The organism is Kribbella sp. CA-253562 (assembly GCF_050942265.1).
Taxonomy (GTDB): domain Bacteria; phylum Actinomycetota; class Actinomycetes; order Propionibacteriales; family Kribbellaceae; genus Kribbella.
The window spans coordinates 4,775,355-4,797,372 of sequence record NZ_CP192049.1; the positions used below are offsets into that span (position 1 = coordinate 4,775,355).

Sequence of the window (22,018 nt, forward strand, 5' to 3'; positions counted from 1 at the left end):
GGACACTCACGATGGTGGATCTGGTCGAACGCCGGCAGGCCACTGCCGTCGGAGAGCGCAGGGCCCGGCGCAGCCTGGGGCAGGCGGCGGTACGCATCCTGACGACCACCGATCACAAGGTGATCGGTCACCTGTACCTGATCACGTCGTTCGTCTTCTTCCTGATCGGCGGCGTGATGGCCCTGCTGATCCGGGCCGAGCTGTTCTCCCCGGGGCTGCAGATCGTGAACGAGGAGGTCTACAACCAGCTGTTCACGATGCACGGCACGATCATGCTGCTGCTGTTCGCGACACCGCTGTTCGTCGGCTTCGCGAACGTGATCATGCCGGTGCAGATCGGTGCCCCTGACGTCGCGTTCCCGCGGCTGAACATGTTCAGCTACTGGCTGTTCCTGTTCGGCGGCCTGATCGCGTCGGGTGGCTTCCTCACGCCGCAAGGCGCCGCCGACTTCGGCTGGACGGCGTACACGCCGCTGTCGGACTCCGAGCGCTCGCCGGGCATCGGTGCCGACCTGTGGATCATGGGGCTGTGGATGGCCGGTCTGGGCACGATCCTCGGCGCGGTCAACTTCATCACCACGATCATCACCATGCGCGCGCCCGGGATGACGATGTTCCGGATGCCGATCTTCACCTGGAACACGTTCGTCACCTCGCTGCTGGTGCTGATCGCGTTCCCGATCCTGGCCGGCGCGCTGCTGATGCTGGAGGCCGACCGAAGACTCGGCGCGCACGTGTTCGAGGCCGCGAACGGCGGGCCGTTGCTGTGGCAGCACCTGTTCTGGTTCTTCGGCCATCCCGAGGTCTACATCATCGCGCTGCCGTTCTTCGGCATCATCACCGAGATCCTGCCGGTGTTCAGCCGCAAGCCGGTCTTCGGCTACATCGGCCTGGTCGCGGCGACCATCGCGATCGCGCTGTACTCCACGGTGGTCTGGGCGCACCACATGTTCGTCACCGGCGCGATCAACCTGCCGTTCTTCTCGTTCATGACCTTCATCATCGCGGTGCCGACCGGGGTGAAGTTCTTCAACTGGATCGGCACGATGTGGGGCGGCTCGATCTCGTTCGACACCCCGATGCTGTGGTCGATCGGCTTCCTGACGACGTTCCTGTTCGGCGGCTTGACCGGCGTGATCCTGGCCTCCCCCTCCCTGGACTACCAACTGTCGGACTCCTACTTCGTGGTCGCGCACTTCCACTACGTCGTGTTCGGCACGGTGGTGTTCGCGATGTTCGCCGGCTTCTACTTCTGGTGGCCGAAGATGACCGGCCGGATGCTCGACGAGAGACTCGGCAAGCTGCACTTCTGGCTGCTGTTCATCGGCTTCCACACCACGTTCCTGGTCCAGCACTGGCTCGGTGTCGAGGGCATGCCGCGGCGCTACGCGACGTACAACGAGTTCGAGGGCTTCATCGCCCTGCACCAGGTGTCGTCGATCGGCGCGATGGTGCTCGGGGCGTCGACGCTGCCGTTCCTCTACAACCTCTACAAGTCCCGCCGGTCGCCGCGGGTGAACGTCGACGACCCGTGGGGCTGGGGCCGCTCGCTGGAGTGGGCGACCAGTTCGCCGCCACCGCGGCACAACTTCGTCACCCTGCCCCGGATCCGGTCCGAGAGCCCGGCGTTCGACCTGCACCATCCCGACGTCGCCAAGATGGAGTACCCGGACAGCGGCGCCCCGGCGGAGAACCTGCTCGACGCGGGCGAGGACCAGGGCCGGCTGAGCAACCTGAACGAGAACGACAAGACCTGACCTACCGCAGTACGCCGGTGCTGCCCGGCCGGGGCACGCGGGCTGCTTCCCGGCCGAAGCTCGCTGTAGTCCCGGCGCGTATCACGGTCTTCGCCGGGCCGGGTTGCGGCCGGGGCACGGTCCGGCCACGAGCAGGGCGCGGCACACCGTCGATTCCGTGACGTCGTTACCGTTCACGCGGGCGCAGGTCACGACGGCGTGGCAGTTCGTTGCCAATGGCATCAAGTGGATGTTGCTGGCGGGATGCCGATGGGAACTACTGGGCGTGGCGAAGCATTCGCGGTCAGTGATCACTCCGACGACTGGACCCGATGCCGGGCTCGACGCCCCTCGCCTTCCATGCCCGACAGTGGAGGTTGCTTTGAGTACTCGCACTCTGTTGAAGCGCAGCGGCGCCATGCTGGTGGTCGCTGCTCTCGCGGCCGGTCTCGCGCCGGCCGGTGCAGCCCAGGCCGCGCCCGCCCCGGCGGCGCCGGACAGTGCCGCGGCGGCGCCGGCGGATCTGCCGGTGGGTAAGCCGCGGCAGTTCGTGAACCGGGTGCAGTCCAAGTTGTGCCTGACGTTCGCGGTGACGCCGGACGGGATTCCGACCGCGGTGATGATCAAGTGCAACAAGGGGTCCAAGGGCAAGATCCAGCAGTGGACCTACACCGCGGACCAGCAGTTGATGGTGTCGATGTCGAAGGACGTCGGTGGCGACCTTCCCCACGGCGCCTGCCTGGACACCGCGGCCGATCTGACCACCGTGCGCGACAAGGCCCCGCTGCTGGTCCTGCCCTGCCGCGACGGCGCGGGCCAGAAGTGGACCTACAACAAGGACACCGGCACGCTGATCAACAAGGCCAACGGCAAGGCCCTGTCCTCGATGATCGGCGTGGCCAAGCAGGCCATGCCGACCTCCACCGTCGTACCCAACGGCGGCAAGGACCAGAAATGGCGCGACGCCGGCATCCCGATGGAAACCCTCCTGGGTGCGGTGATCCAGCTGCTCGACGCACTCCTGGAAGCCCTCGGCCTGGAGATGCCCGACGAGTACGAGACCCGCGGCCTGGAGATGCTGAAGGCCATCGACGGCAAGGTCCCGGTGCCCGACCAGCTCAAGCAACTGCCGAAGAAGATGGTCGAGATGGCCGGCTGACCTCGGCCACCCCGACGCAACCAGGGGCCGGAAGCAACCGCTTCCGGCCCCTGGCCCTTGTCCGGACGACGGCGCTGGGCGGTCCCGGAGGCTGCGGGTTCAACTCTCCGAGACCTCGGCGCGCGGTCGGCTCGCGCGAAACGGCGCGCCGTCACCGGGCGAGGTTCCCCACCGGGTCCGCTGAAAACGCGGCAGCCGCCGTCCGTGGCCGCGTCATCGGGTTCTTGCCGGGTGGCCGGGTGGGGTTCATGTCCGGCCGGTTCACTGACGGCTCCGCCCTTGTCACTGTGAGGAGTCAGTCGTGGATCGTCGGAGTTTTCTTCGTGCGGCAGTGATCGGTTCGTCCGCCTCGGTCGCTTTCGGGTTCAGCGTCACGCCGGAGGCGCTCGCGTTCCCGGCCCAGACCGGCCCCAGCCCGTACGGCGGTCTGCGGGCCGCCGACGCGAACGGGATCATGCTGCCGCAGGGCTTCACCAGCCGGGTGCTGGCCAGGTCCACCCGCGTCGTCAGCGGTACCAGCTACACCTGGCACAACGCGCCGGACGGCGGCGCCTGCTTCGCCGACGGCACCGGCTGGATCTACGTGTCCAACTCCGAAGTCGGCAGCGGCAACGGCGGGACCAGCGCGCTGCGGTTCAACAGCAGCGGAACGGTCACCGGCGCGTACCGCATCCTGTCCGGTACGACGCAGAACTGCTCCGGCGGCGCGACGCCGTGGGGCACCTGGCTGTCGTGCGAGGAGACCGACCTCGGCTACGTCTGGGAGACCGACCCGTTCGGCACGAAGGCGGCCGTCCGTCGTCCGGCGATGGGCCGCTTCTCCCACGAAGCCGCCGCGGTCGACCCCGACCGGCGCGTCATCTACCTCACCGAGGACACCCCTGACGGCGGGTTCTACCGCTTCCGCCCGACCACCTGGGGCGACCTGTCGGCCGGCACGCTCCAGGTCCTGCGGGAGTCCGGGGGCGCGCTGTCCTGGGTCACCGTGCCCGACCCTGACGGCAGCCCGACCCGGACCCGCAAGCAGGTCTCCGGCATGAAGACGTTCAACGGCGGCGAAGGCTGCTACTACCGCAACGGCACCTGCTTCTTCACCACCAAGGGCGACAACCGCGTCTGGGCCTACAACGCGGTGAACAACACGATCGCCATCGCGTACGACGACAACCTCACGCCCAACCCGCCGCTGACCGGCGTCGACAACATCACCGGCACCTCCGTCGGCGACCTCTACGTCGCCGAGGACGGCGGCAACATGGAGATCTGCGTCATCACGCCGGCCGACGTCGTCGCCCCGTTCCTGCGCGTCACCGGGCAGTCCGGCTCCGAACTGTGCGGAGTCGCCTTCAACCCGGCCGGCAACCGCCTCTACTTCTCCTCCCAGCGCGGCACCAGCGGATCGAGCAGCGGCGGCATCACCTACGAGATCACCGGTCCCTTCCGCACCACCCGCTGACCCCTCCGAACGAACCGCACCGGATCCCGCCCTGGGTTCGGTGCGGTTTGTTCAGGCTGCGTTCGCCGTGGCGTCGTCGCGGCGCTGGAGGATCGACGGGCGACGACGGCCGACTCGGGGAGCCTGCGCGCACCCTGCTGATCCACGCTCCAAGGAGTACCCATGTCTCTCGATCGTCGTTCCGTTCTTCGCGGTGCCGCGGGTGCCGCCGGTGCCGCCGGCGTCGGACTCGTCACCGTCGGCGCCGTACCGTCGCTGGCCGAGGCCACCCCCGCCCCGCGGCGTTCGCCGTTCCCGGCGCACCGGCCGTTCCCGCCGCTGATGGACGACCCCCAGGGTCTGCTCGCGCTGCCGCCGGGCTTCAAGTACACGATCGTCACCAAGGCCGGTGAGACCAAGCTGACGACCGGTCAGCCGACGCCGGGGTCGCACGACGGCATGGCCGTCTTCAGCGACGGCCGGAACCACACGCTGATCCTCAACCACGAGATCGGCAGCAACAACGCGCTCGGCGTACCGCAGATCAAGGGCACCGTGTACGACGAGGGAGTCGGCGCGGCCGGCGGTTGCACCGTGATCTCCGTGGACCGCGACGGCCGCAACCGCGGCGAGTGGGTCGGCATCTCCGGCACGCTCACCAACTGCGCCGGCGGCCACACGCCGTGGGGCACCTGGATGACGTGCGAGGAGACGGAGAACAAGGCCAACGGCACCACGCGGCTGAAGGACCACGGCTACGTCTTCGAGGTCTGGGCCGACGGCAAGACCGCTCACCCGGTCCCGCTCAAGGCGCTCGGCCGCTACGCCCACGAGGCCCTCGCGGTCGACCAGGACCGCACCCACATCTACCTGTCCGAGGACGCCTCCGGCCCCAACGGCCTCTTCTACCGCTGGAGCGCGCCGCGCGGCTACAAGCTCGGCCCGAAGAGCTGGCAGGACCTCACCGATGTCGACTTCGGAACGCTCGAGGCGATGGCGATCCTCGGTGACGACGGCAAGCCGATCCCGGACGTCGCCTACCTGACCTCGGCCCAGCTGCTGCGGCCGTTCCGGGTCGCGTGGGTCCCGGTGCCGGACCGCGACGCGGTGTCGGTCTCCTGCCGCAAGCAGTTCACCGACGGCCAGGTCACCCGGGGCAAGAAGTTCGAGGGCGTCTACGGCACCGACGAGGGTGTGTACGTCGTCAACTCCTACGCCGAGTCGGGCACCACCGACCTCCCGGCCGACGCCGTCCCGCACGACGGGATGGTGTGGTTCTACAACTACCGGGCCAGGACGATCCAGCTGGTCACGTACTTCCCGCACAACCCGGCCGCCGACCAGGGCAGCGCCGCCCGGTACGACGACTACAACTTCGACAGCCCGGACAACGTGACCGTCACGCCGTGGGGCTCGCTCGTGCTGGCCGAGGACGGCAACGCCAGCAGCCACGTGCTCAGCTCCACGCCGGGCGGCCCGACGTACGCGATCGCCCGCAACATGCTCAACGACTCCGAGTTCACCGGCCCGGCGTTCTCGGCCGACGGCAAGGTCCTGTACGTCAACCTGCAGTCGCCCGGCATCACCTTCGCCATCACCGGCCCCTGGCGCGACTACCTCGGCTGACCGAGGTCCCGGGTCCGGATCTCGCCAGGGTGTTTCCCCGGCGCGACCTCGGACCCGCTCGGCCGAGTCTCGGTGCATGGACTCGGCCGAGTGCAGGACAGGAGCAGCAAGGCGATGAGCGCAGCACAATTCGACATCAGCGAGGTGTCCCCGTCGTACTGGCGGGTGACGTTCGGCAACGGTCCGGTGAACCTGATGGACCCGGACACCATCGACCAGCTCGGCGAGCTCGTCGGGCGGATCGAGGACGACCCGGATCTGACGGTCGTCGTCTTCCGCAGCGAGACGCCGGGCTACTTCATGGCCCATTGGGACTTCCTGGCCGACAACTCCCGGGTGGCGGCGATGCGGCCCGGGCCCACCGGGCTGCACCCGTACCTGGACAACTTCGTGCGGCTCAGCCGGTTGCCGGTAGCCACGATTTCGGAGATCCGCGGCCGGACCCGGGGCGCGGGCAGCGAGTTCGTGCTCGCCACCGACATCCGGTTCGCCTCCGAGAAGGCGGTGCTCGGCCAGTTCGAGGTCGGTGTCGGCGCCGTGCCGGGCGGCGGTCCGATGGCGCGGCTGGGACGCCTGGTCGGTCGCGGCCGGGCGCTGGAGATCCTGCTCGGCGGAGACGACGTACCGGCCGAGCTGGCGGCGGCGTACGGTTACGTGAACCGGCTCGTCCCGGACGCCGACATCGAGGACTTCACCGACGCGTTCGCTCGCCGGATCGCGACCTTCGACAAGGTGGCGGTCAGCGGCATCAAGAAGCTGGTCGACGTCGCCACGCTGCCCGCCGACGAGGAGTTCGCACCCGGCCTCGGCGCGTACTTCGCCACCGCCGGCCGCCCCGAACACCGGCCCTTCGTCAAGCTGCTGCTCAGCAAGGGCCTGCAGCAGCCCGACGGCATCGAGACCGACCTCGGCACGGCCATCGGGCAGCTGCGACAGGATCTCTAGCACCACTGCGTCAGAGGTGGTCGGCGTCGACCACGGCCTGCGTGAAGCCCCGCGGATCCTCCTGCGGCACGTTGTGGCCGACGTCGAGCACCCGGTGGTCGTACTTACCGGTGAACTTGGCCCGGTACGCCGACCCGTTCCCGGCCGGCGTGAACGGGTCGTACCTGCCGTCGACGGTGATCGTCGGTACGCCGATCGCCGGCCCGGCCTGCAACCGGCGCTCGATGGCGGTGTACAGGTGCTCGGCCGGGGCCAGGCCGAGCCTCCAGCGATAGTTGCCGATCACAATCGGTACGAAGTCGGGGTTCTCGAACGCCGCCGCGGTGCGGTCGTACGTCGCGGTGGAGTAGTCCCACGTCGGGGAGTTGAACCGCCAGACGAAGTCGCCGAACTCGTAGCGGTTCTCGGTCAGGCCGAGCACGCCGCGCTCGGTGGTGAAGTAGTACTGGTACCACCAGGCGTTCTCCGCCTTGGGCGGCAGCGGTTTCCGGTTCGCGGCCAGATTGGTGATCAGGTACGCGCGACATCGGCGTAGCTGTGGATGTCGTACGGGAAGCCGCGCAGCAGGATCACCTAGCGGCCGTCGGCCGGCCCTGTCGCTCCTTCACGACACAGCTCGAGGGTCTGACGATTCACGGTCGCCGAGATGGTTGCCGGTCGCACCCGGGGATGTCCCTGGTCCCGTTGCCTGGCCCCGGCGTTCGCCCGTGGCCCGAGTACCGGCGGGACACGAGGCCAGGGATTGTCCCGGGCGCGAAGCGACCGGCCGGCGCGTGACCGTGGATCCGGACCAGGAGCAGCCTCTCGTGAGGCGTGCTGTCCCACCGGACTCGGACAAGGAGCTTTGATGGGTACGAGCGAGAACATCGGCCACTTCGGCACTGATCGTCGTGGGTTTCTAGGGCTGGCGGCCGGAGCCGTCGTCGCCACGCAACTGGGGATGCCCGGACAGGCGGCGGCGAGTACCGCCGGCGGCCATCCGCGACCGATCCCCGGCGTCCACCGGTTCCACATCAAGGTGCCGCAGCGGGAGATCAACGATCTCCGGCAGCGGCTGCGCATGACGCGCTGGCCCGACCGGGAGACCGTCGGCGATCGCTCGCAGGGTGCGCAACTGGCGAAGGTCCGCCCGTTGGTCGAGTACTGGGGGCGGCAGTACAACTGGCGCAAGCTCGAGGCGCGGCTGAACAGCCTGCCGCAGTTCATCACCCGGATCGACGGCGTGGACATCCAGTTCGCCCACATCCGTTCGCCGCACGCCGACGCCCTGCCCCTGCTGATGACGCACGGCTGGCCGGGCTCGATCGTCGAACTGCTGAAGGTGATCGGCCCGCTCACCAACCCGACGGCGTACGGCGGCCGCGCCGAGGACGCCTTCCACCTGGTGCTTCCGACGCTGCCCGGCTACGGCTTCTCCGGCAAGCCGACGACGACCGGCTGGAACCCGGCCCACACGGCGAAGGCCTTCCACCAGCTCATGCTCCGCCTCGGCTACCCGCGCTACGTCTCCCAAGGCGGCGACTGGGGCGCGATCATCTCCGAGGTGCTCGCGGTGCAGAAACCCCAAGGACTGCTGGGCATCCACGTCAACATGCCGGGCACCGTCCCGCCGGAGATCCTGCGCCACCTGCGCAACTTCGATCCCGCCCCCGCGAGCCTGTCGGCACGGGAGAAGATCGCGTACGACCGGCTGCTGCACTTCTACCACGACGGCTTCGGCTACGCGGCGATGATGAACCAGAGCCCGCAGACCATCGGCTACGCGCTCGCCGACTCGCCGGTTGCCATGGCGGCGTACTACTACGACAAGATCGCCGAGTGGACCGACAGCGGCGGCGAACCCGAGAAGCTGTTCTCGTACGACGAAATGCTCGACGCGATCTCGCTGTACTGGCTGACCAACACCGGCGCCTCATCGTCACGCTCCTACTGGGAGGGCTACCAGGCCGGCGGCGGCCCGTTCGACGCCGTCGCGATCCCGGACCTCCCGGTGGCGGTCACGGTGTTCCCGGCCGAGATCTACCGCGCCCCGCGCAGCTGGGGCGAGCGCACCTTCGGCAACCTGATCCACTGGAACGAGGTCGACAAGGGCGGCCACTTCGCGGCCTGGGAGCAGCCCGAGATCTTCTGCACGGAGGTCCGCTCGGCGTTCAGGTCACTGCGGTAGCAAGCGGCGTCGGCCTACCGGCGGGTGAGGCGGGCGTGGAAGATCGCCGCGCGGGCGGCGTTGGAGCCGCAGGCGCCGTGTACTCCCCCGCCGGGATGCGCGGAGGCCGACGCCAGGTAGAGGCCCTTCACCGGTGTTTCGGCCCGGCCGAGTCCCGGGATCGGGCGGAAGACCAGTTGCTGGTGGAGGGCCGCCGTGCCGCCGTTGACCGCGCCGCCGACGAGGTTCGCGTCGCGGGCTTGCAGGTCGGCCGGCGCCAGGATCCGGCGGCGCACGATGCGGCTGGTGAACCCGGGGGCGGCGCGTTCGACCTGGTCCTGCATCCGGTCGGCGAAGCGCTCCACCTCGTCGGCGGTCCAGGCGCCGCTGAAGTCCGCGTCGCCGCGGATCCGTTGCGGGACATGGGTGTAGGCCCAGACGGCCTCCGTGCCGGCCGGCGACCGGGTCGGATCGGCCGTCGTCATCTGGCCCATCAGCAAGAACGGCTCGGCCGGAACCCGGCCGGCGGCGATCTGCGCCGCGGCGAGGCTGAGCGCGTCCACCGAGTCGGCCAGATGCACCGTTCCGGGTGACTTGGACGGCTTCTCGCGCCACGGGATCAGGCCGTCCAGCGCCCAGTCGACCTTGACCGTGCCCGGATCCCACTCGAAACCCCGCATCGCGCGTTTCACCCGCCCGGGGACCGCGTCGGCCGGCAGCAGTTCGCCGTACAGGGCGGGGGCCGAGACGTCGGCGAGCACCGCCCGCCGCGCGGCGAGGAGTTCGCCGCCGGCAGTCCATACGCCGGTGGCCCGTCCGCCGCGGACCTCGATGCCGGTTACGCGGCTGCCGCAGCGGATCACCCCGCCGCGATCCTTCAGCCGATTCGCCAGCGCCTGACTCAACTGCCCGGCGCCGCCGCGAGGCACCGGGTAGCCGAACTGCTGCCCGAGCATCACCAGCAGCCAGCCCATCAACCCCGAGCCGGCCGATTCCGGGCTCAGGTCGGCGTGCTGCGCGTTGGTTGCCAAGAGCATCTTTGCCGCCTCGCCCCGGAACCGCCGGTCGCCGAGCGACCGCACCGACGACGCGAGCAGCCGGATCCGTTCCAGCCCGCGCCGGCCGAGCAGGTGCAGCGCGAGCGATCCGCCGGACCGGACCGGAGGAAACGGATCGAGCAGCAACCCGACCATGCCGTGCTGGATCCGCCGCCAGTCGTCGTACATCTCGAGCCAGCTGTCGCCGTCACCCGGCGTGACCCGATCTAGGTCCGCGGCGGTGTCGAACGGGTCGTCGTGCACGATCGCCCACCCGCCGTCGGTCATCGGGTTGCCGACCGCGGCCGGCGCGTTGGACCACTGCAGGCCCCAGCGGTCCAGCTCCAGCGCCTGGATCGTCGGCGAGACCGCGGCCAGCGGGTAGAACGAACTGAACGTGTCGTGCACGAAACCCGGCGCGACGTCCTCGGCACTGCGGACCGCGCCGCCGATCTCGTCGTGCGCCTCGAGCAGGAGCACCTCCCAGCCCTGGTCGGCGAGCAGGTTGGCGGCGACCAGCCCGTTCGGCCCGGCGCCGATCACGATCGCGTCTGTCATGGCCGACCGGTGTCCACGAACCGGTCGAGTCATGCGCGATGGGTACAGGCAGGGCATGAGCGAGAACGAGTGCATGATCCATGCGTCCGTCGACGACGTGTTCGCCGTCCTGACCGATGGCTGGTCGTACGCCGGCTGGGTGGTCGGTGCGTCCCGGGTCCGGGACGTCGAGCCGACCTGGCCGCAGCCCGGTTCGAGCATCCACCACTCGGTCGGGACCTGGCCGCTGCTGATCGACGACACCACGACGGTCGAGGAGTATGTCCCGTTGTCGCTGCTGCGGCTCAGGGTGCGCGCCTGGCCGACCGGTGAGGGGCAGGTCGAGTTCGAGGCGACGCCGAAGGACGACGGCTGCCACCTGGTGATGCGTGAGCGCGCGGTGAAGGGACCGGCCGCGATGATCCCGCAGGCGGCGCTCGATCCCGTCCTGAGTCTGCGCAACACCGAGACCCTGCGCCGGCTCCGGCTGATCGCGGAGGGCCGCAAGACGTGATCGTCACGATCACCGGCGCCTCCAGCGGGATCGGCCGGGCCGCCGCGCTGGCCTTCGCGGCGCGCGGTGACACCGTCGTCCTGGCGGGGCGGTCGCGGACCAGCCTCGACCGGGTCGCGGCCGAGTGCCGCGACCGCGGGGGCGAGGCGGTCGTGGCGCCGACCGACGTGGCGGACCGGGAGCAGGTCGAGGTGCTCGTCGACCTGACCGTCGCGCGCTGCGGCCGGATCGACGTCGTGCTGCACTGCGCGGCGGTGATGGCGTACGGCGAGTTCACGTCGGTCCCGCCGGAGGTCTTCGAACGCGTCCTGCGGGTGGACGTCGACGGGACGGTGCACGTGGCCCGCTCGGCGCTCCAGCGGTTCAAGGAGCAGGGCGAGGGGCACCTGATCCTGGTCGGCTCGGTCGTCGGCAAGATGGCGCCGCCGTTCATGAGCGCGTACGTGATGAGCAAGTGGGCCGTGCACGGCTTGGCCCGGGCGCTGCAGGCCGAGATCCGGGCGACGCCCGGCGTACACGTCAGTCTGCTGGCGCCGGGAAGCATCGACACACCGGTCTATCAGCACGCCGGCAACTACATCGGCCGGGTCGGTCAGCCGCCACCGCCGGTCGGCGACGTCGACAAGGTCACCGCCGCGATCCTCTCGCTCGCCGACCACCCCCGCCGGGAGGTGTCGGTCGGCTGGGCCAATCCCGTGATGGTGCTCGGGTTCCGCTACCTGCCCGCCGTGTACGACGCGCTCGTCGTCCCGCTGATGAAACGGCTCGGGCTGTCGCGGACCACGACCGCACCGACGGCGGGCAACGTCTTCGATCCCCATTGAGGCGTTGCGGCCGCTGAAACCATGACATATGAATGAGTCATGCATGAGAGCAATCTCTGGGTCGCCTGGACACTGCGCAGCCACGACATCCTGACCGGCGCCCTGCCGAGCGGGTTGGGCCTGCGGGATGCCGCCGCGCTGACCTTGATCGAAAGCCACCCGGGGTGCTCCGTCGACTGGTTGCCGGCGCGGGTCGGCCTCACCCAGTCGGGGGCCGTCCGGTTGGTCGACCGGCTCGAGAGCCTGGGCTACCTGGCCCGGACGCGCGCCGGCCGCACCGTGCGGCTGAGTTTGCTGCCGGCCGGACAGGACGCCCTCCGCGAGTGGAACCAGGCGCGGGAAGCGGCCGGCGAAGAGGCGCTCAGCGGACTCTCACCGGCCCAGCGCGAGCAACTCACTGCTCTGCTCGGGCTGGCGCTGAGCAGCACTCAGCGCCGTCGGGTCGAGGCCGACACGACCTGCCGTCTCTGCGACTGGTCGGCCTGCCGGACCTGCCCGGTCGATGCGTCGGTGGAAGAACCATGACCACCGCCACGTCGTCCAAGGCGACCTCGCTGCCTCCGGCGATGCGGTGGCTCGCCGCCGCTTGGACCCTCGCGTCCACCGCCGACAATTTCCTGCTGTTCGTGCTCTTGTGGAGCGCCGGTCCGCAGGGATGGTCCGGGCCCGAGACGGCCTTGCTCGTGGTGGCGATCAGAATTCCCGCGGTGGCCGGCGGCGTACTGGGCGGCCGCGCGGTCGACCGCTTCGGGCCGCTGCCGATGATCGTGCTGGACGCGTTCACCCGGTCGGCCTTGATGGCCACACTCGCGATCACGTCCTGGAACGGCCAGCTGCAGATCTGGGTCGTCCTGGCGGTCGGCGCCGCCGCCGGTACGACGGCACCGCTCAGCTACGCGGCGGCCCGGACCCTGGTGCCGCGCCTGGTCCGGCCCGAATCGCTCGGCAAGGCGAACGCACTGCTCAGCGTGGGCGATCAACTCCCCCTGCTGCTGGGCGCGGTCCTCACCGGCCCGGCCCTCGGCCTGCTCGGGACCGGACCGGCGTTCGTCCTGCCGTCCGTGATGCTGCTCGCCGTCGCCGCCATCGCCCTCCACCTCCGCAGGGCACCGCAACACCTGCAGTACGAGGTGCCGGATGCGGCCGACCGCCGCCCGACGCGCCGACCGGCCCGGGTGATCGCGCTGATCGCGCTCTCCGTGGCCTACTACTTCACCTACGGCCCCTACGAGACCGTCATGCCGTACTTCGTCCGCGACCAGCTCGATTCGGGTCTCGCGGGCTACACCGTGATCTGGGCGCTGTTCGGCGCCGCCGCGTTGCTCACCCTGCCGCTCGCCGCCCGGCTGTCGCGGCACCGCCCCGGCGTCGTGAACGCCGTCGGCGCGATCGTCTGGGGCGCCCTGATGCTTCCGCTGGCGTTCGCCGACAACCTGCTCGTCGTGGCGATCGGCTTCACGATCAGCGGCGCGATCTGGGGTCCGTACGCCGCGATCGAGACCACCGCGCTGCACCGCTGGACCGACCCCGCCGACCACGGCCGGATCTTCGGCACGCAGCGCGCGCTGCTGGCCATCGCCTCCCCGTTGGGCGCCGCGACGGGCGCGCTGGGCCTCGGCCTGTTCGCGCCGTCCACGATCCTCGCGCTGTCCGCAGCGGGCTGCGCGGTCGCCGGACTCGCCGCCCTCGCGATCCGCGACCTGCGCAGCTCGCACTGACCCCTACGGCAGCGGCTGCCCGCCCGTGACACCGATCCGCTCACCGGTGATGTAGCTCGACTCCTGCGAGGCGAGGAACACGTACGCCGGTGCCAGCTCCGCCGGCTGCCCGGCGCGGCCCAGCGGCGTCTGCGCACCGAACTCGTCCACCTTCTCCGGCGGCATCGTCGCCGGGATCAACGGCGTCCAGATCGGGCCGGGCGCGACGGTGTTCACCCGGATGCCCTTCGAGGCCAGTTGCTGGGCCAGGCCCTTGGTGAAGTTCACGATGCCGGCCTTGGTGGTGGCGTAGTCGAGCAGGTTCGGCGACGGCTGGTAGGCCTGGATCGACGAGGTGTTGATGATGCTCGAGCCCGGGCCGAGATGCGGGAGCGCGGCCTTGCAGAGCCAGAACATCGCGTACAGGTTGGTCTTCAGCACCCGGTCGAACTGCTCGGTGGTGATCTGCTCGATCCCCTCCTGCGACATCTGGTACGCCGCGTTGTTGACCAGGATGTCGAGACCACCGAGCTCGCTCACGGCCCGGTCGATGATCTCCTGGCAGTGCGCCTCCTCCTGGATGTCCCCGGCGACCGTCACCGCCTTGCGCCCCTCGGCCTCGATCAGCTTGCGGGTCTCCTGGGCGTCGGGCTCCTCCGACTCCAGGTACGAGATGAGCACGTCGGCGCCCTCGCGCGCGAACGCGAGCGCGACGGCCCGCCCGATCCCGGAGTCGCCGCCGGTGATCACCGCGCGCTTCCCGGTCAGCTTGCCGGTCCCCCGGTAGCTGTCCTCGCCGTGATCGGGCTGCTGGTCCATCTCCCCCGACCGGCCGGGGTGCTCGAGCTGCTCGGGCCCCTGGGCCTCGGGACCGGGGTGCTGGGTGGTCGGATCCTCCGGCTGGTGCTGGTCGGACATGTGCGAACTCCTGAACACTCGTCGAACGACTGGTGGTCCGGCGGTACCCACGTCGGCCACCTCGTAGTCCGGTCGATCAGGCCGCGCCCCACACGATGCAGAACTCGTTGCCCTCCGGGTCCCGCAGGCAGGCCCACAGGTCACCGTCGTAGATGTCGAGAGCCCTGGTCGCGCCGAGCTCGAGGGCCCGCTCGATCGCCGCCTGGCGGCTCTCGGCCGGCACCTTCAGGTCCAGGTGGACGCGGTTCTTGCGGATCGACGGCGGATCGGGCACCCGGCAGAAGTCCAGCCGGACCGTTGCCTCGTGCAACTCGGTGTCCCCGTCGTTGCGCGGGCGCAGGTCGCCGCCGAGCAACTGCTGCCAGAACAGTCCCAGCGACAGCGGGTCGGCGCAGTCGATGGCGACCGCCGACAGCTGCGGTACGACGTCCATGGGGACCTCCGAGGTGGGCGCGGGCCGGGACCGACCGATACCCCGATCCGGCGACGTGACACCGGTCACGCTCTGTTTATGATCCTGCACACAGGGCACAGGGAGCCCGCCGATCGAGAACCAAAGGGTAGCGGCGGCCGGGCACCGCTGACACGAACGTTTGACACGTGGGTACGACTGCCGCCGTAGCACTGACCGCGGTCCAGGGATGCGGCCGCGCCGTGATGTGTTGTCCATCGCGAGGTCACGACCATGCTCACTCTCACCGAATCCGGGACCAGCGCGGTCCCCACCCACTGCACCACCGTCGAGGAACGCGCCCGGCGCGAGGCCGCCACCCGCGAGCTGCTCACCGCCAGGGCCCGCAGTACCGACGAGACCGAACGCCAGGAACTGCTCGAACAGGCCGTCGAGCTGAACCTCGAGATCGCCCGCGGCATCGCCCGCCGGTTCCGCGGCCGCGGCGTCGAGGACGACGACCTCGAGCAGGTCGCCTGCCTGGGCCTGATGAAGGCCGCGAGCGGCTACCGCCCCGACGACGGCGTCCCGTTCATCGGGTACGCCGTCCCGACCATCCGGGGCGAGCTGAAACGCTATTTCCGCGACTGCACGTGGACCGTTCGCATCCCGCGCACCCTGCAGGAGCTCCAGGGCAAGATCGCCGCGGTGCTGCCGCTGCTGACCCAGGAGCTCGGCCGCGAACCGTCGATCGAACAGATCGCCGAGCGCCTCGGAGCGCCCCTGGACGACGTCCGGCAGGCCGAGGCCGCGCGGGGCTGCTTCAACGTGCTGTCGCTCGACCGGCCGACCGACGACGGCGACCTGGTGCTCGGGGACGCGGTCGCCGACGACGAAGATCCCTATCTCCAGCAGCTCGAGACGGTCGACATGCTCGGCCCGGTCGTCGCCGACCTGTCGCCGCGCGATCGCCGCATCCTCGAGCTCCGCTTCGTCGAGAACTGGAAGCAGGCCGACATCGGCGCGGAGCTCGGCATCAGCCAGATGCAGGTCTCCCGGTTGCTGACCAGGATCCTCGCGGAGCTGCGGAACCGCCTCGAGCCGGCGAGCGCCGCGGCCTGACCCAGCCGGCCTCGGTGGGCCGTGATCGGGGTGGGCGCACCTGATGTGCCCACCCCGATCACCTGCTCAACCGTCCCGTTTCTCGCGCTCCGCCTCGGCCCGGGCCTCCGCGCCCGTCTCCCCCGCGTAGCCCTCGTCCTGCCCGGCGGCTCGTCCGACGAAGGTCTCGTTCGCGCCGGTGCCGGTGGTGGCCTGCGTACCCCCGTTCGCGGCGCCACCGGTCTCCCGCGTCATGGCCACGTCGGTGTCGGCCGGCGCGTCGTCCTCGTTCAGGTCGTGTGCTTTCCGCCACCGCTTCAGGCGATCGATCACGGACATCGGTTTTCCTCTCTCTCACTCGGTATCCGGCGGCCCCGGCGACTGCCCTGGTAGGCCAGTTCGCGCAACTGCCGCAGCCACGGCGGGCCCGGGACGGCATGGCCGGGGTGGTTCAGCACCGGATCGAAGGTCAGTACGTCGGTCGACGGCGAGAACAGCTCCAGCTCGCCGATCCGCACCCACCGCGGTCGCTCGCCGCTGATGGAGACCGTGAACGTCGACGGTGCCCGCTTGTGCAGCGCATCGACCGACGCGTGGCCGGTTCGGCCGCCGTCCGGCGTCAGCATCAGCCACCAGTTGTGCCCGGCGACCTCGTACGGGCCGAGCGTTCCGTAGCGAGCGACGTTCCAGTCCGGCGCCGGAACCGGGATCCAGCGGCTCAGCCGTCCGCGTCCCGCGCTCGAGAACAAGAAGTCCCACGGGGTCTGCTTCGGCTGCAGCCGCACCGCGATCCCGAGCACATCGGGCCAGCGTCCCGGCACACCGGCGCCCTTGGACAGCTGCACGGTCGCCGGGTACGTACCTTTCGGCAACACCGCGTTGACGCCGCTCACCACCAGCTGCCCGGTGAAACCCAGCCGTCGCGGATGCACGGCCGGTGCCTGCCGCACCCGGGCCAGCGCGGCGAAGAAGGCTGAGACAACAGTCCGCATGACGCTCCTGCTCAGTCGGCGATCACGGTTGACGGCGATGGCTGATCGGACCGTGGCGCAGCAGTTCGGACACCTCGCCACGCACCGTGCGCTGCCGCAGTACGGCGGTGTCGCCGGCCGCGGCCTCGCGCATCCCGTCGACGATCTCCTGCAGCACGCTCATCGCGTCGACCTTCGGGAACCAGCCGAGTTCGTTCACGGCCCGCGAGCTGTCCAGCGCCGGTGCGCTGCAGGCCAGGTCGAGCCAGCCGGGCGACACCGGCTGCAGGCGAGCCTGCCAGCTCCCCGCCATCACTGCGCGCACCAACGGCGCCGGCGCCTTCACCCAGCGCGCACCGAGCGCCTCGGCGATCAGCGCGGCGGAGATCGTCGTCGGCGCGGCCACGTTGAAGGCCCCCACCGCGCGCTGCTCCAACGCCCGCACCACCGCGTCCGCGAGGTCGTCGGCATGCACCATCGCGATTGTCAGCCCGGCCGGCATCGGCAGGACCGGAACCGCCGCGACGGTCCTGGCCGGCAGCAGGATCGGCAATCCGTAGCGCAGCAGCTCGCTGCCGATCGACCGCTGCCCGACGATGCCCGGGCGCAGCCGCGTCACCGGCGTACCGTCGAGCATTCGCTCGGCCGCGGCCTTGTGCCGGCTGTACGACGACGTCGGTACGCCGTCGACCGGCCAGTTCTCGTCGACCGCACGGTCGTCGCGCTTGGGTGAGTACGCCCCGACCGACGACAGGTGCACGAGCTGACCGACTCCCGCCGCCGTGCAGGCGTCGAGCACCCGTTGCGTTCCACCGACCCCGACGGCCTCGAGGTACCCGACGTTGTGCGAGGGCTGGAACGCCCACGCGAGGTGCACCACCGCATCCGCGCCGAGAAACACGTCGCGGAGCTCGTCGCGGCAGTCCGGCCGGGACAGGTCGATCGACACCCACCGGATTCCCTCGGCAGCGCGGACGGGGACCCGCCGGGCGACTCCGATGATGTCGTGCTCCCCGGTCGCCCGCAGCCGGCGGACCAGGGCGCTGCCGACGTTGCCGCTCGCGCCGGTCACGACAACACGCATGGGTCCTCCCCGGGGTGATCGAAGACCTGCTGGGACCAGACCTTCAGAAAGATGTCCGGTACCCGCGCACAATCCGCGCCACCTAGAAACCAGGCAGGAACAGGCAGAAGATGTGCCCGGCCGGGTCGGCGAGGACGCGCACCCCCTCCTGCTGCGGTTGCCAGTCCATCAGTGTCGCGCCGGCGTCGATCGCGCGCTGCTGGGCCGCTTCCAGATCGTCGACCTGGAAGTCCAGATGGAGCTGCATCTGCTGCTGTCCGGCCTGGCTCGGCCACCGCGGTGGGCGGTGGTCGGGGTCGCGCTGGAACGACACCTTGCTGCTGCCGTCGGGACCGCGCAACGACACCCAGTTGTCCTCGTCGGCCACGATCTCCCACCCGAGCAGGCGGCGGTAGAAGTCGGCCAGCGCCCGCGGATCGGACGTCTCGAGCACGACACCGGACAACGGGATCATCTTCTCGGCCACTGCAGCCTCCTTCGGACGGGAATCCGGTACGGCGAGTCCGGTAGCCAGCCCGCCGACCGGGGAAACCCTTCCCCCGGCGGCTAGGGACGGGAGAACAGGCCGCCCTTGGCGAGCCGGCTCTCGACCTGGCGGCGCTTCGCCGGATCGGCCAGCGACTTGGCCGACTGCTCGCGGTGTGTGGCCAGCGTCGAGCTCCACGCCGCCTGGTCGGACGCGCTGATGGTCTGCTTGCTTCCGGACAGCAGTTTCACCAGGAGGTCGGCGACCGCGGTCTGCTCCTCGGCCCGCGGGTGGTAGGCGGCAGCCTTCAGCAGGTCCGGCGTCGCGCCCTGCAGCCACGCCTTGTCCTTGGCGCAGACGTCGTGGCCCTCGGAGGGCTTGAAGACATCGAGGTACTTCGCACCGCCCTGCTTGGCCGCGGCCTGGATCGCGGTGTTCAGCTCGGTCTCGATGGCGTTCAGGTAGGCGTAGTCGCCCTTGGCCAGTGGCAGGTCGGGGCAGTTGCCCTTGGCCGGTGCGATCCGGGGGTAGCCGACCAGCACGATCGTGGCTTTCGGGGCGATCTTGGCCTTGACCGTCTTGAGCAGCTCGACCAGCCGGGTCTTGGTCTTGGCGACGTTCTCCTTGAGCTGGTCCTTGCCGCCGGCGGTGAACTGCTTCTTGCAGGGTGCGCCGTCGGGGTCGGACTTCTGCAGGCTCGGGCAGACCGCGAGCAGGTCGGCGAACAGCCCGAAGTCGTTCGCGCCCAGCCCGATGGTGACCAGATCGGTCTGCTTGGTCAGGGCGTTCATCTGCGGCGGGACGAAACCGGCCGGCGTCGCCTGCCCGGTCTTCACGTGGGTGGTGTCGGCACCGCCGCAGCTGACGTCGGTCACCTTCGGCACCTTCAGCTTCGGCGCCGCCAGGGCCGGGTAGTTGCCGCCGCCGGAGCGCAGGCACCCCAGATTGCTCAGGTCGAGCGGCGGGACCAGCGGGGCGGCGGTGTAGGAGTCGCCGAGGGCGACGTAGTTCTTGAAGGTCGGAGCGGCCTCGCTCGCGGCGGCCGGGCTGGTGCCGGCCGGCAGCAGCGCCGCCACGGCCAGAGGTGCGATCACGCGCAGAACATTCATCAGAGCCTCCGTTCGATGGTGGCGGGGAGGCGGCCCACCGACGGTGTCACCGGCAATCCTAGGGCGTTCCGGCGTCGAAAAGCAGCACATCTCGACGACAGCATCAACAAATTGCCTGATCGCTCAACAATCATTCCGAAGCGGTCCGAAAAAGTTTCCTCAATGCCGTTTACGGCGCTATTTCCGGGGCACCACGATGCCACCAAGACGATGGTCCAGAGATGTGGCCACGCTCGCGACGAGCTGCGAGGTGGCCCCATGCCGGACGTGCGCGCTGGATCTGCCCGGAGGCCGGTTTCCCCTTCCACAGCGGCCGAACGGCGGCACCACGACGAGCTGACCCACGCCCTGCTCCGCGCCGGACGGCCGGATCGGCAGGACGCGATGCGGCGCGCGGTGGAACTCAATCTCTGTCTGGCCACCGAGGTCGCCGCGCGATTCTCCGGGCGTGGCGTCGACGACGACGAACTGCGCCAGATCGCCGCGCTCGGCCTGGTGAAAGCGGTCCGGACTTTCCAGGCCGACCGGGACAGTTCCTTTCTCGCATTCGCGCTGCAGACCATCACCGGTGAACTCAAACGCTATTTCCGCGACCACGCCTGGCTGGTGCGGATTCCGCGCCGGCTGCACGAGGTGCTCGGCGACGTCCAGAAGGTGGCCGGCGAGCACGCGCCGGCGGGTATCGCGGCCCGGATCGACCGGTCCGAGCAGGAGGTCGAGGAAGCTCTGCAAGCGCGCAGTTGCCGGCAGGGTTTCCCCCTCGCCGAACTGAGCGACCGTCCGGCCGATCTCGACGCCGAGGTGGAACGGATCGAGACCGCCGACCTGGTCCGGTCGGTGCTGGCCGAACTCGATCCGCGGTCGCGCACGATCCTGGTCCTGCGCTACGTCGAGGAGCGTGGCCAGGCCGACATCGGCCGGGTCGTCGGGCTCAGCCAGGTCCAGGTGTCGCGCGAGATCCGCCGCGCCCTGACCCTGGCCCGCGAGCGGGCCACGGAACTCGTCTGAGGGGCCGCGGGCAACGAACTCCCCATGGATGCAGGGGCCGGAGGCGCGTACGGCGCTTCCGGCCCCTGCGGCTCAGCTGTTCCCGGCGGCCCGACGCTCACCGGGGCCTCCATCTCGCGCACACGGCACACAGCTGAGCAGAGGATGGCTCAGGGTCGGGCAGTTCGCGATGTGAGCCGGGTGGTGACCACCCGGCTCACACCCCGCGAGGCAGGTGGATCAGGTCAGCCGGCCATCTCGACCATCTTCTTCGGCAGCTGCTTGAGCTGGTCCGGCACCGGGACCTTGCCGTCGATGGCCTTCAGCATCTCCAGACCGCGGGTCTCGTACTCGTCCGGCATCTCCAGACCCAGAGCCTCGAGCAGCGCGTCCAGCAGCTGCGCGATGGCGCCGATCAGCGTCTCCATCGGGATGCCGGCGTCGCGCCATTTCTGGTCCTTGCCGCCGTTGGGCACGACGGTGGAGGTCGGCATGGCCTGCTTGGCCACGCCGATCATCGAGGACAGGGCCTTGCCGTTGGCCTTGTTGATCAGCGTGCCGGTGTCCTTGTTGTAGGTCCACTTCTGCCCGGCGCCGTCGCGGCACGGCAGCACCAGCAGCGGCGCCTTGTCGCGCACGGTGGTCAGATCGGCCGCGGTGTCCAGGCAGGCGCCGTGGGGAAGGTCGCCACCGACGTCCTTCGACATCGACACCATCAACTGCTGGTCCGCGGTGTAGGTCCACTGCTGGATCTTGCCCTTGGACCCCTTGTTGCACTTGATCATCACCGCGGTCGGAATCCCGTCCGGCGTCACCGCGAACGTCAGGCACAACTTGGACTGCACCCGGTTCACGAACTGCCGCGGCTTACCCACCGGCAGATCCGCCGGCGCCGCCGCGGCACTGTCGGCCGCCGCCGGCGCCTTGGCCTGAGCCGGACCGGCCGGCGCCATCCCCGCCGCCAGTGCGGCGACCACCAGGACAGCACCACTACGCGTCATCAGAGTGCGGATACTCAAAGCAACCTCCACTGTCGGGCATGGAAGGCGACGGGCACCGAGAGCCCCGCATCGCTGAGGAGCCAGCGCTTCGATCACTGACCGCGACGCGTCGCCACACTCAGTAATTCCCACCGGTTCGACGGCGGCAACAGCCACTAGATGCCACTGGCAACAAACTGCCAGTCCGCCGTGACCGACGCCCGCGCGGCAGGTCACGACGCAACGCGATCGCCGGATTGCCGTGCGTGGGCCGACAACGGTTCGTGGCACCGCCGCGACCCGTCCCCACCGAGACCGTGATACAGCCCGCGAATAGCTCCCTGGTCCCTCGGGA

Annotated in this window: 22 protein-coding genes; 12 read left to right on the forward strand and 10 right to left on the reverse strand. The window is 69.9% G+C overall.

The features are described from left to right. Positions 1-11: 11 nt before the first annotated feature. The 5 genes from ctaD to ACQPXM_RS22625 all read left to right on the forward strand — a co-directional run bounded on the left by ctaD (position 12) and on the right by ACQPXM_RS22625 (position 6,901). Positions 12-1,757 (forward strand): aa3-type cytochrome oxidase subunit I, encoded by a 1,746-nt coding sequence (ctaD, locus tag ACQPXM_RS22605; RefSeq protein WP_432936251.1) that lies wholly within the window; start codon positions 12-14, stop codon positions 1,755-1,757. Positions 1,758-2,118: 361 nt separating this feature from the next. Further along, entirely contained in the window at positions 2,119-2,895 is a 777-nt protein-coding gene (locus tag ACQPXM_RS22610; protein WP_432936253.1) for an RICIN domain-containing protein, read from the forward strand. 301 nt (positions 2,896-3,196) lie between these two features. After that, complete coding sequence (locus ACQPXM_RS22615; RefSeq protein WP_432936256.1) at positions 3,197-4,351, forward strand: alkaline phosphatase PhoX; 1,155 nt, start codon at positions 3,197-3,199, stop codon at positions 4,349-4,351. A gap of 162 nt (positions 4,352-4,513) precedes the next feature. After that, entirely contained in the window at positions 4,514-5,956 is a 1,443-nt protein-coding gene (locus ACQPXM_RS22620) for an alkaline phosphatase PhoX (protein WP_432936258.1), read from the forward strand. A 114-nt stretch (positions 5,957-6,070) separates the two neighbouring features. Then, the gene (locus ACQPXM_RS22625; protein ID WP_432936261.1) at positions 6,071-6,901 is read left to right on the forward strand and encodes an enoyl-CoA hydratase/isomerase family protein; all 831 of its coding nucleotides are present in this window, start codon (positions 6,071-6,073) and stop codon (positions 6,899-6,901) included. Between the two features lie 10 nt (positions 6,902-6,911). Here the strand turns inward: ACQPXM_RS22625 and ACQPXM_RS22630 are convergent, their stop codons facing one another. Further along, entirely contained in the window at positions 6,912-7,322 is a 411-nt protein-coding gene (locus ACQPXM_RS22630; protein WP_432936263.1) for an alpha/beta fold hydrolase, read from the reverse strand. Positions 7,323-7,748: 426 nt separating this feature from the next. On the opposite strand from ACQPXM_RS22630, the gene ACQPXM_RS22635 reads away from it, so the two are divergent. Beyond that, positions 7,749-9,068 (forward strand): epoxide hydrolase family protein, encoded by a 1,320-nt coding sequence (locus ACQPXM_RS22635; protein ID WP_432936265.1) that lies wholly within the window; start codon positions 7,749-7,751, stop codon positions 9,066-9,068. A 14-nt stretch (positions 9,069-9,082) separates the two neighbouring features. Here ACQPXM_RS22635 and ACQPXM_RS22640 read toward each other — a convergent pair whose 3' ends face one another. Continuing rightward, entirely contained in the window at positions 9,083-10,642 is a 1,560-nt protein-coding gene (locus tag ACQPXM_RS22640) for a phytoene desaturase family protein (RefSeq protein WP_432936268.1), read from the reverse strand. 55 nt (positions 10,643-10,697) lie between these two features. On the opposite strand from ACQPXM_RS22640, the gene ACQPXM_RS22645 reads away from it, so the two are divergent. Genes ACQPXM_RS22645 through ACQPXM_RS22660 form a run of 4 tightly spaced genes read left to right on the forward strand, consistent with a single transcriptional unit; the run spans position 10,698 to position 13,677 of the window. Beyond that, the gene (locus ACQPXM_RS22645; RefSeq protein ID WP_432936270.1) at positions 10,698-11,135 is read left to right on the forward strand and encodes an SRPBCC family protein; all 438 of its coding nucleotides are present in this window, start codon (positions 10,698-10,700) and stop codon (positions 11,133-11,135) included. After that, positions 11,132-11,959, forward strand: a complete 828-nt coding sequence (locus ACQPXM_RS22650; protein ID WP_432936272.1) for an SDR family NAD(P)-dependent oxidoreductase — start codon at positions 11,132-11,134, stop codon at positions 11,957-11,959. Before ACQPXM_RS22645 ends, ACQPXM_RS22650 begins: the two co-directional genes overlap by 4 nt. A gap of 39 nt (positions 11,960-11,998) precedes the next feature. Next, positions 11,999-12,484, forward strand: a complete 486-nt coding sequence (locus tag ACQPXM_RS22655) for a MarR family winged helix-turn-helix transcriptional regulator (protein WP_432936275.1) — start codon at positions 11,999-12,001, stop codon at positions 12,482-12,484. Next, entirely contained in the window at positions 12,481-13,677 is a 1,197-nt protein-coding gene (locus tag ACQPXM_RS22660; RefSeq protein WP_432936277.1) for an MFS transporter, read from the forward strand. Before ACQPXM_RS22655 ends, ACQPXM_RS22660 begins: the two co-directional genes overlap by 4 nt. Positions 13,678-13,680: 3 nt before the next feature. Here the strand turns inward: ACQPXM_RS22660 and ACQPXM_RS22665 are convergent, their stop codons facing one another. Together ACQPXM_RS22665 and ACQPXM_RS22670 are read right to left on the reverse strand one after the other, a co-directional pair. Next, the gene (locus tag ACQPXM_RS22665; RefSeq protein WP_432936279.1) at positions 13,681-14,574 is read right to left on the reverse strand and encodes an SDR family oxidoreductase; all 894 of its coding nucleotides are present in this window, start codon (positions 14,572-14,574) and stop codon (positions 13,681-13,683) included. Positions 14,575-14,650: 76 nt separating this feature from the next. Beyond that, on the reverse strand, positions 14,651-15,007 hold the full coding sequence (locus ACQPXM_RS22670; protein ID WP_432936281.1) for a VOC family protein: 357 nt from the start codon (positions 15,005-15,007) through the stop codon (positions 14,651-14,653). A 252-nt stretch (positions 15,008-15,259) separates the two neighbouring features. On the opposite strand from ACQPXM_RS22670, the gene ACQPXM_RS22675 reads away from it, so the two are divergent. Beyond that, complete coding sequence (locus ACQPXM_RS22675; RefSeq protein ID WP_432936284.1) at positions 15,260-16,087, forward strand: sigma-70 family RNA polymerase sigma factor; 828 nt, start codon at positions 15,260-15,262, stop codon at positions 16,085-16,087. Between the two features lie 66 nt (positions 16,088-16,153). On the opposite strand, the gene ACQPXM_RS22680 is transcribed toward ACQPXM_RS22675, so the two are convergent. The 5 genes from ACQPXM_RS22680 to ACQPXM_RS22700 all read right to left on the reverse strand — a co-directional run bounded on the left by ACQPXM_RS22680 (position 16,154) and on the right by ACQPXM_RS22700 (position 19,696). Next, positions 16,154-16,405 carry a hypothetical protein gene (locus ACQPXM_RS22680; RefSeq protein WP_432936286.1) on the reverse strand — a complete coding sequence of 84 codons (252 nt, stop codon included), beginning with the start codon at positions 16,403-16,405 and terminating at the stop codon, positions 16,154-16,156. After that, entirely contained in the window at positions 16,396-17,058 is a 663-nt protein-coding gene (locus ACQPXM_RS22685) for a hypothetical protein (protein ID WP_432936289.1), read from the reverse strand. The genes ACQPXM_RS22680 and ACQPXM_RS22685 overlap by 10 nt, the downstream gene beginning before the upstream one ends. 22 nt (positions 17,059-17,080) lie before the next feature. Further along, complete coding sequence (locus tag ACQPXM_RS22690; RefSeq protein ID WP_432936291.1) at positions 17,081-18,121, reverse strand: NAD-dependent epimerase/dehydratase family protein; 1,041 nt, start codon at positions 18,119-18,121, stop codon at positions 17,081-17,083. A gap of 82 nt (positions 18,122-18,203) precedes the next feature. Then, positions 18,204-18,587 (reverse strand): VOC family protein, encoded by a 384-nt coding sequence (locus tag ACQPXM_RS22695; protein WP_432936293.1) that lies wholly within the window; start codon positions 18,585-18,587, stop codon positions 18,204-18,206. Between the two features lie 80 nt (positions 18,588-18,667). Further along, on the reverse strand, positions 18,668-19,696 hold the full coding sequence (locus tag ACQPXM_RS22700; RefSeq protein WP_432936295.1) for an SGNH/GDSL hydrolase family protein: 1,029 nt from the start codon (positions 19,694-19,696) through the stop codon (positions 18,668-18,670). Between the two features lie 15 nt (positions 19,697-19,711). Here ACQPXM_RS22700 and ACQPXM_RS22705 point away from each other — a divergent pair, with 15 nt between their 5' ends. Continuing rightward, positions 19,712-20,704 (forward strand): sigma-70 family RNA polymerase sigma factor, encoded by a 993-nt coding sequence (locus ACQPXM_RS22705; RefSeq protein ID WP_432936297.1) that lies wholly within the window; start codon positions 19,712-19,714, stop codon positions 20,702-20,704. A gap of 224 nt (positions 20,705-20,928) precedes the next feature. On the opposite strand, the gene ACQPXM_RS22710 is transcribed toward ACQPXM_RS22705, so the two are convergent. After that, positions 20,929-21,684 carry an RICIN domain-containing protein gene (locus tag ACQPXM_RS22710; RefSeq protein WP_432936300.1) on the reverse strand — a complete coding sequence of 252 codons (756 nt, stop codon included), beginning with the start codon at positions 21,682-21,684 and terminating at the stop codon, positions 20,929-20,931. Positions 21,685-22,018: the final 334 nt, after the last annotated feature.

What these genes read in the sequence shown, in the direction of transcription:
- ACQPXM_RS22690 (WP_432936291.1), bottom strand. Translation starts at nt 18,121, where the DNA reads ATGCGTGTTGTCGTGACCGGCGCGAGCGGCAACGTCGGCAGCGCCCTG.
- ACQPXM_RS22680 (WP_432936286.1), bottom strand. Translation starts at nt 16,405, where the DNA reads ATGTCCGTGATCGATCGCCTGAAGCGGTGGCGGAAAGCACACGACCTG.
- ACQPXM_RS22675 (WP_432936284.1), top strand. Translation starts at nt 15,260, where the DNA reads ATGCTCACTCTCACCGAATCCGGGACCAGCGCGGTCCCCACCCACTGC.
- ACQPXM_RS22655 (WP_432936275.1), top strand. Translation starts at nt 11,999, where the DNA reads ATGCATGAGAGCAATCTCTGGGTCGCCTGGACACTGCGCAGCCACGAC.
- ACQPXM_RS22705 (WP_432936297.1), top strand. Translation starts at nt 19,712, where the DNA reads ATGGTGGCGGGGAGGCGGCCCACCGACGGTGTCACCGGCAATCCTAGG.
- ACQPXM_RS22670 (WP_432936281.1), bottom strand. Translation starts at nt 15,007, where the DNA reads ATGGACGTCGTACCGCAGCTGTCGGCGGTCGCCATCGACTGCGCCGAC.
- ctaD (WP_432936251.1), top strand. Translation starts at nt 12, where the DNA reads ATGGTGGATCTGGTCGAACGCCGGCAGGCCACTGCCGTCGGAGAGCGC.
- ACQPXM_RS22660 (WP_432936277.1), top strand. Translation starts at nt 12,481, where the DNA reads ATGACCACCGCCACGTCGTCCAAGGCGACCTCGCTGCCTCCGGCGATG.
- ACQPXM_RS22635 (WP_432936265.1), top strand. Translation starts at nt 7,749, where the DNA reads ATGGGTACGAGCGAGAACATCGGCCACTTCGGCACTGATCGTCGTGGG.
- ACQPXM_RS22685 (WP_432936289.1), bottom strand. Translation starts at nt 17,058, where the DNA reads ATGCGGACTGTTGTCTCAGCCTTCTTCGCCGCGCTGGCCCGGGTGCGG.
- ACQPXM_RS22665 (WP_432936279.1), bottom strand. Translation starts at nt 14,574, where the DNA reads ATGTCCGACCAGCACCAGCCGGAGGATCCGACCACCCAGCACCCCGGT.
- ACQPXM_RS22625 (WP_432936261.1), top strand. Translation starts at nt 6,071, where the DNA reads ATGAGCGCAGCACAATTCGACATCAGCGAGGTGTCCCCGTCGTACTGG.
- ACQPXM_RS22700 (WP_432936295.1), bottom strand. Translation starts at nt 19,696, where the DNA reads ATGAATGTTCTGCGCGTGATCGCACCTCTGGCCGTGGCGGCGCTGCTG.
- ACQPXM_RS22640 (WP_432936268.1), bottom strand. Translation starts at nt 10,642, where the DNA reads ATGACAGACGCGATCGTGATCGGCGCCGGGCCGAACGGGCTGGTCGCC.
- ACQPXM_RS22710 (WP_432936300.1), bottom strand. Translation starts at nt 21,684, where the DNA reads ATGACGCGTAGTGGTGCTGTCCTGGTGGTCGCCGCACTGGCGGCGGGG.
- ACQPXM_RS22620 (WP_432936258.1), top strand. Translation starts at nt 4,514, where the DNA reads ATGTCTCTCGATCGTCGTTCCGTTCTTCGCGGTGCCGCGGGTGCCGCC.
- ACQPXM_RS22645 (WP_432936270.1), top strand. Translation starts at nt 10,698, where the DNA reads ATGAGCGAGAACGAGTGCATGATCCATGCGTCCGTCGACGACGTGTTC.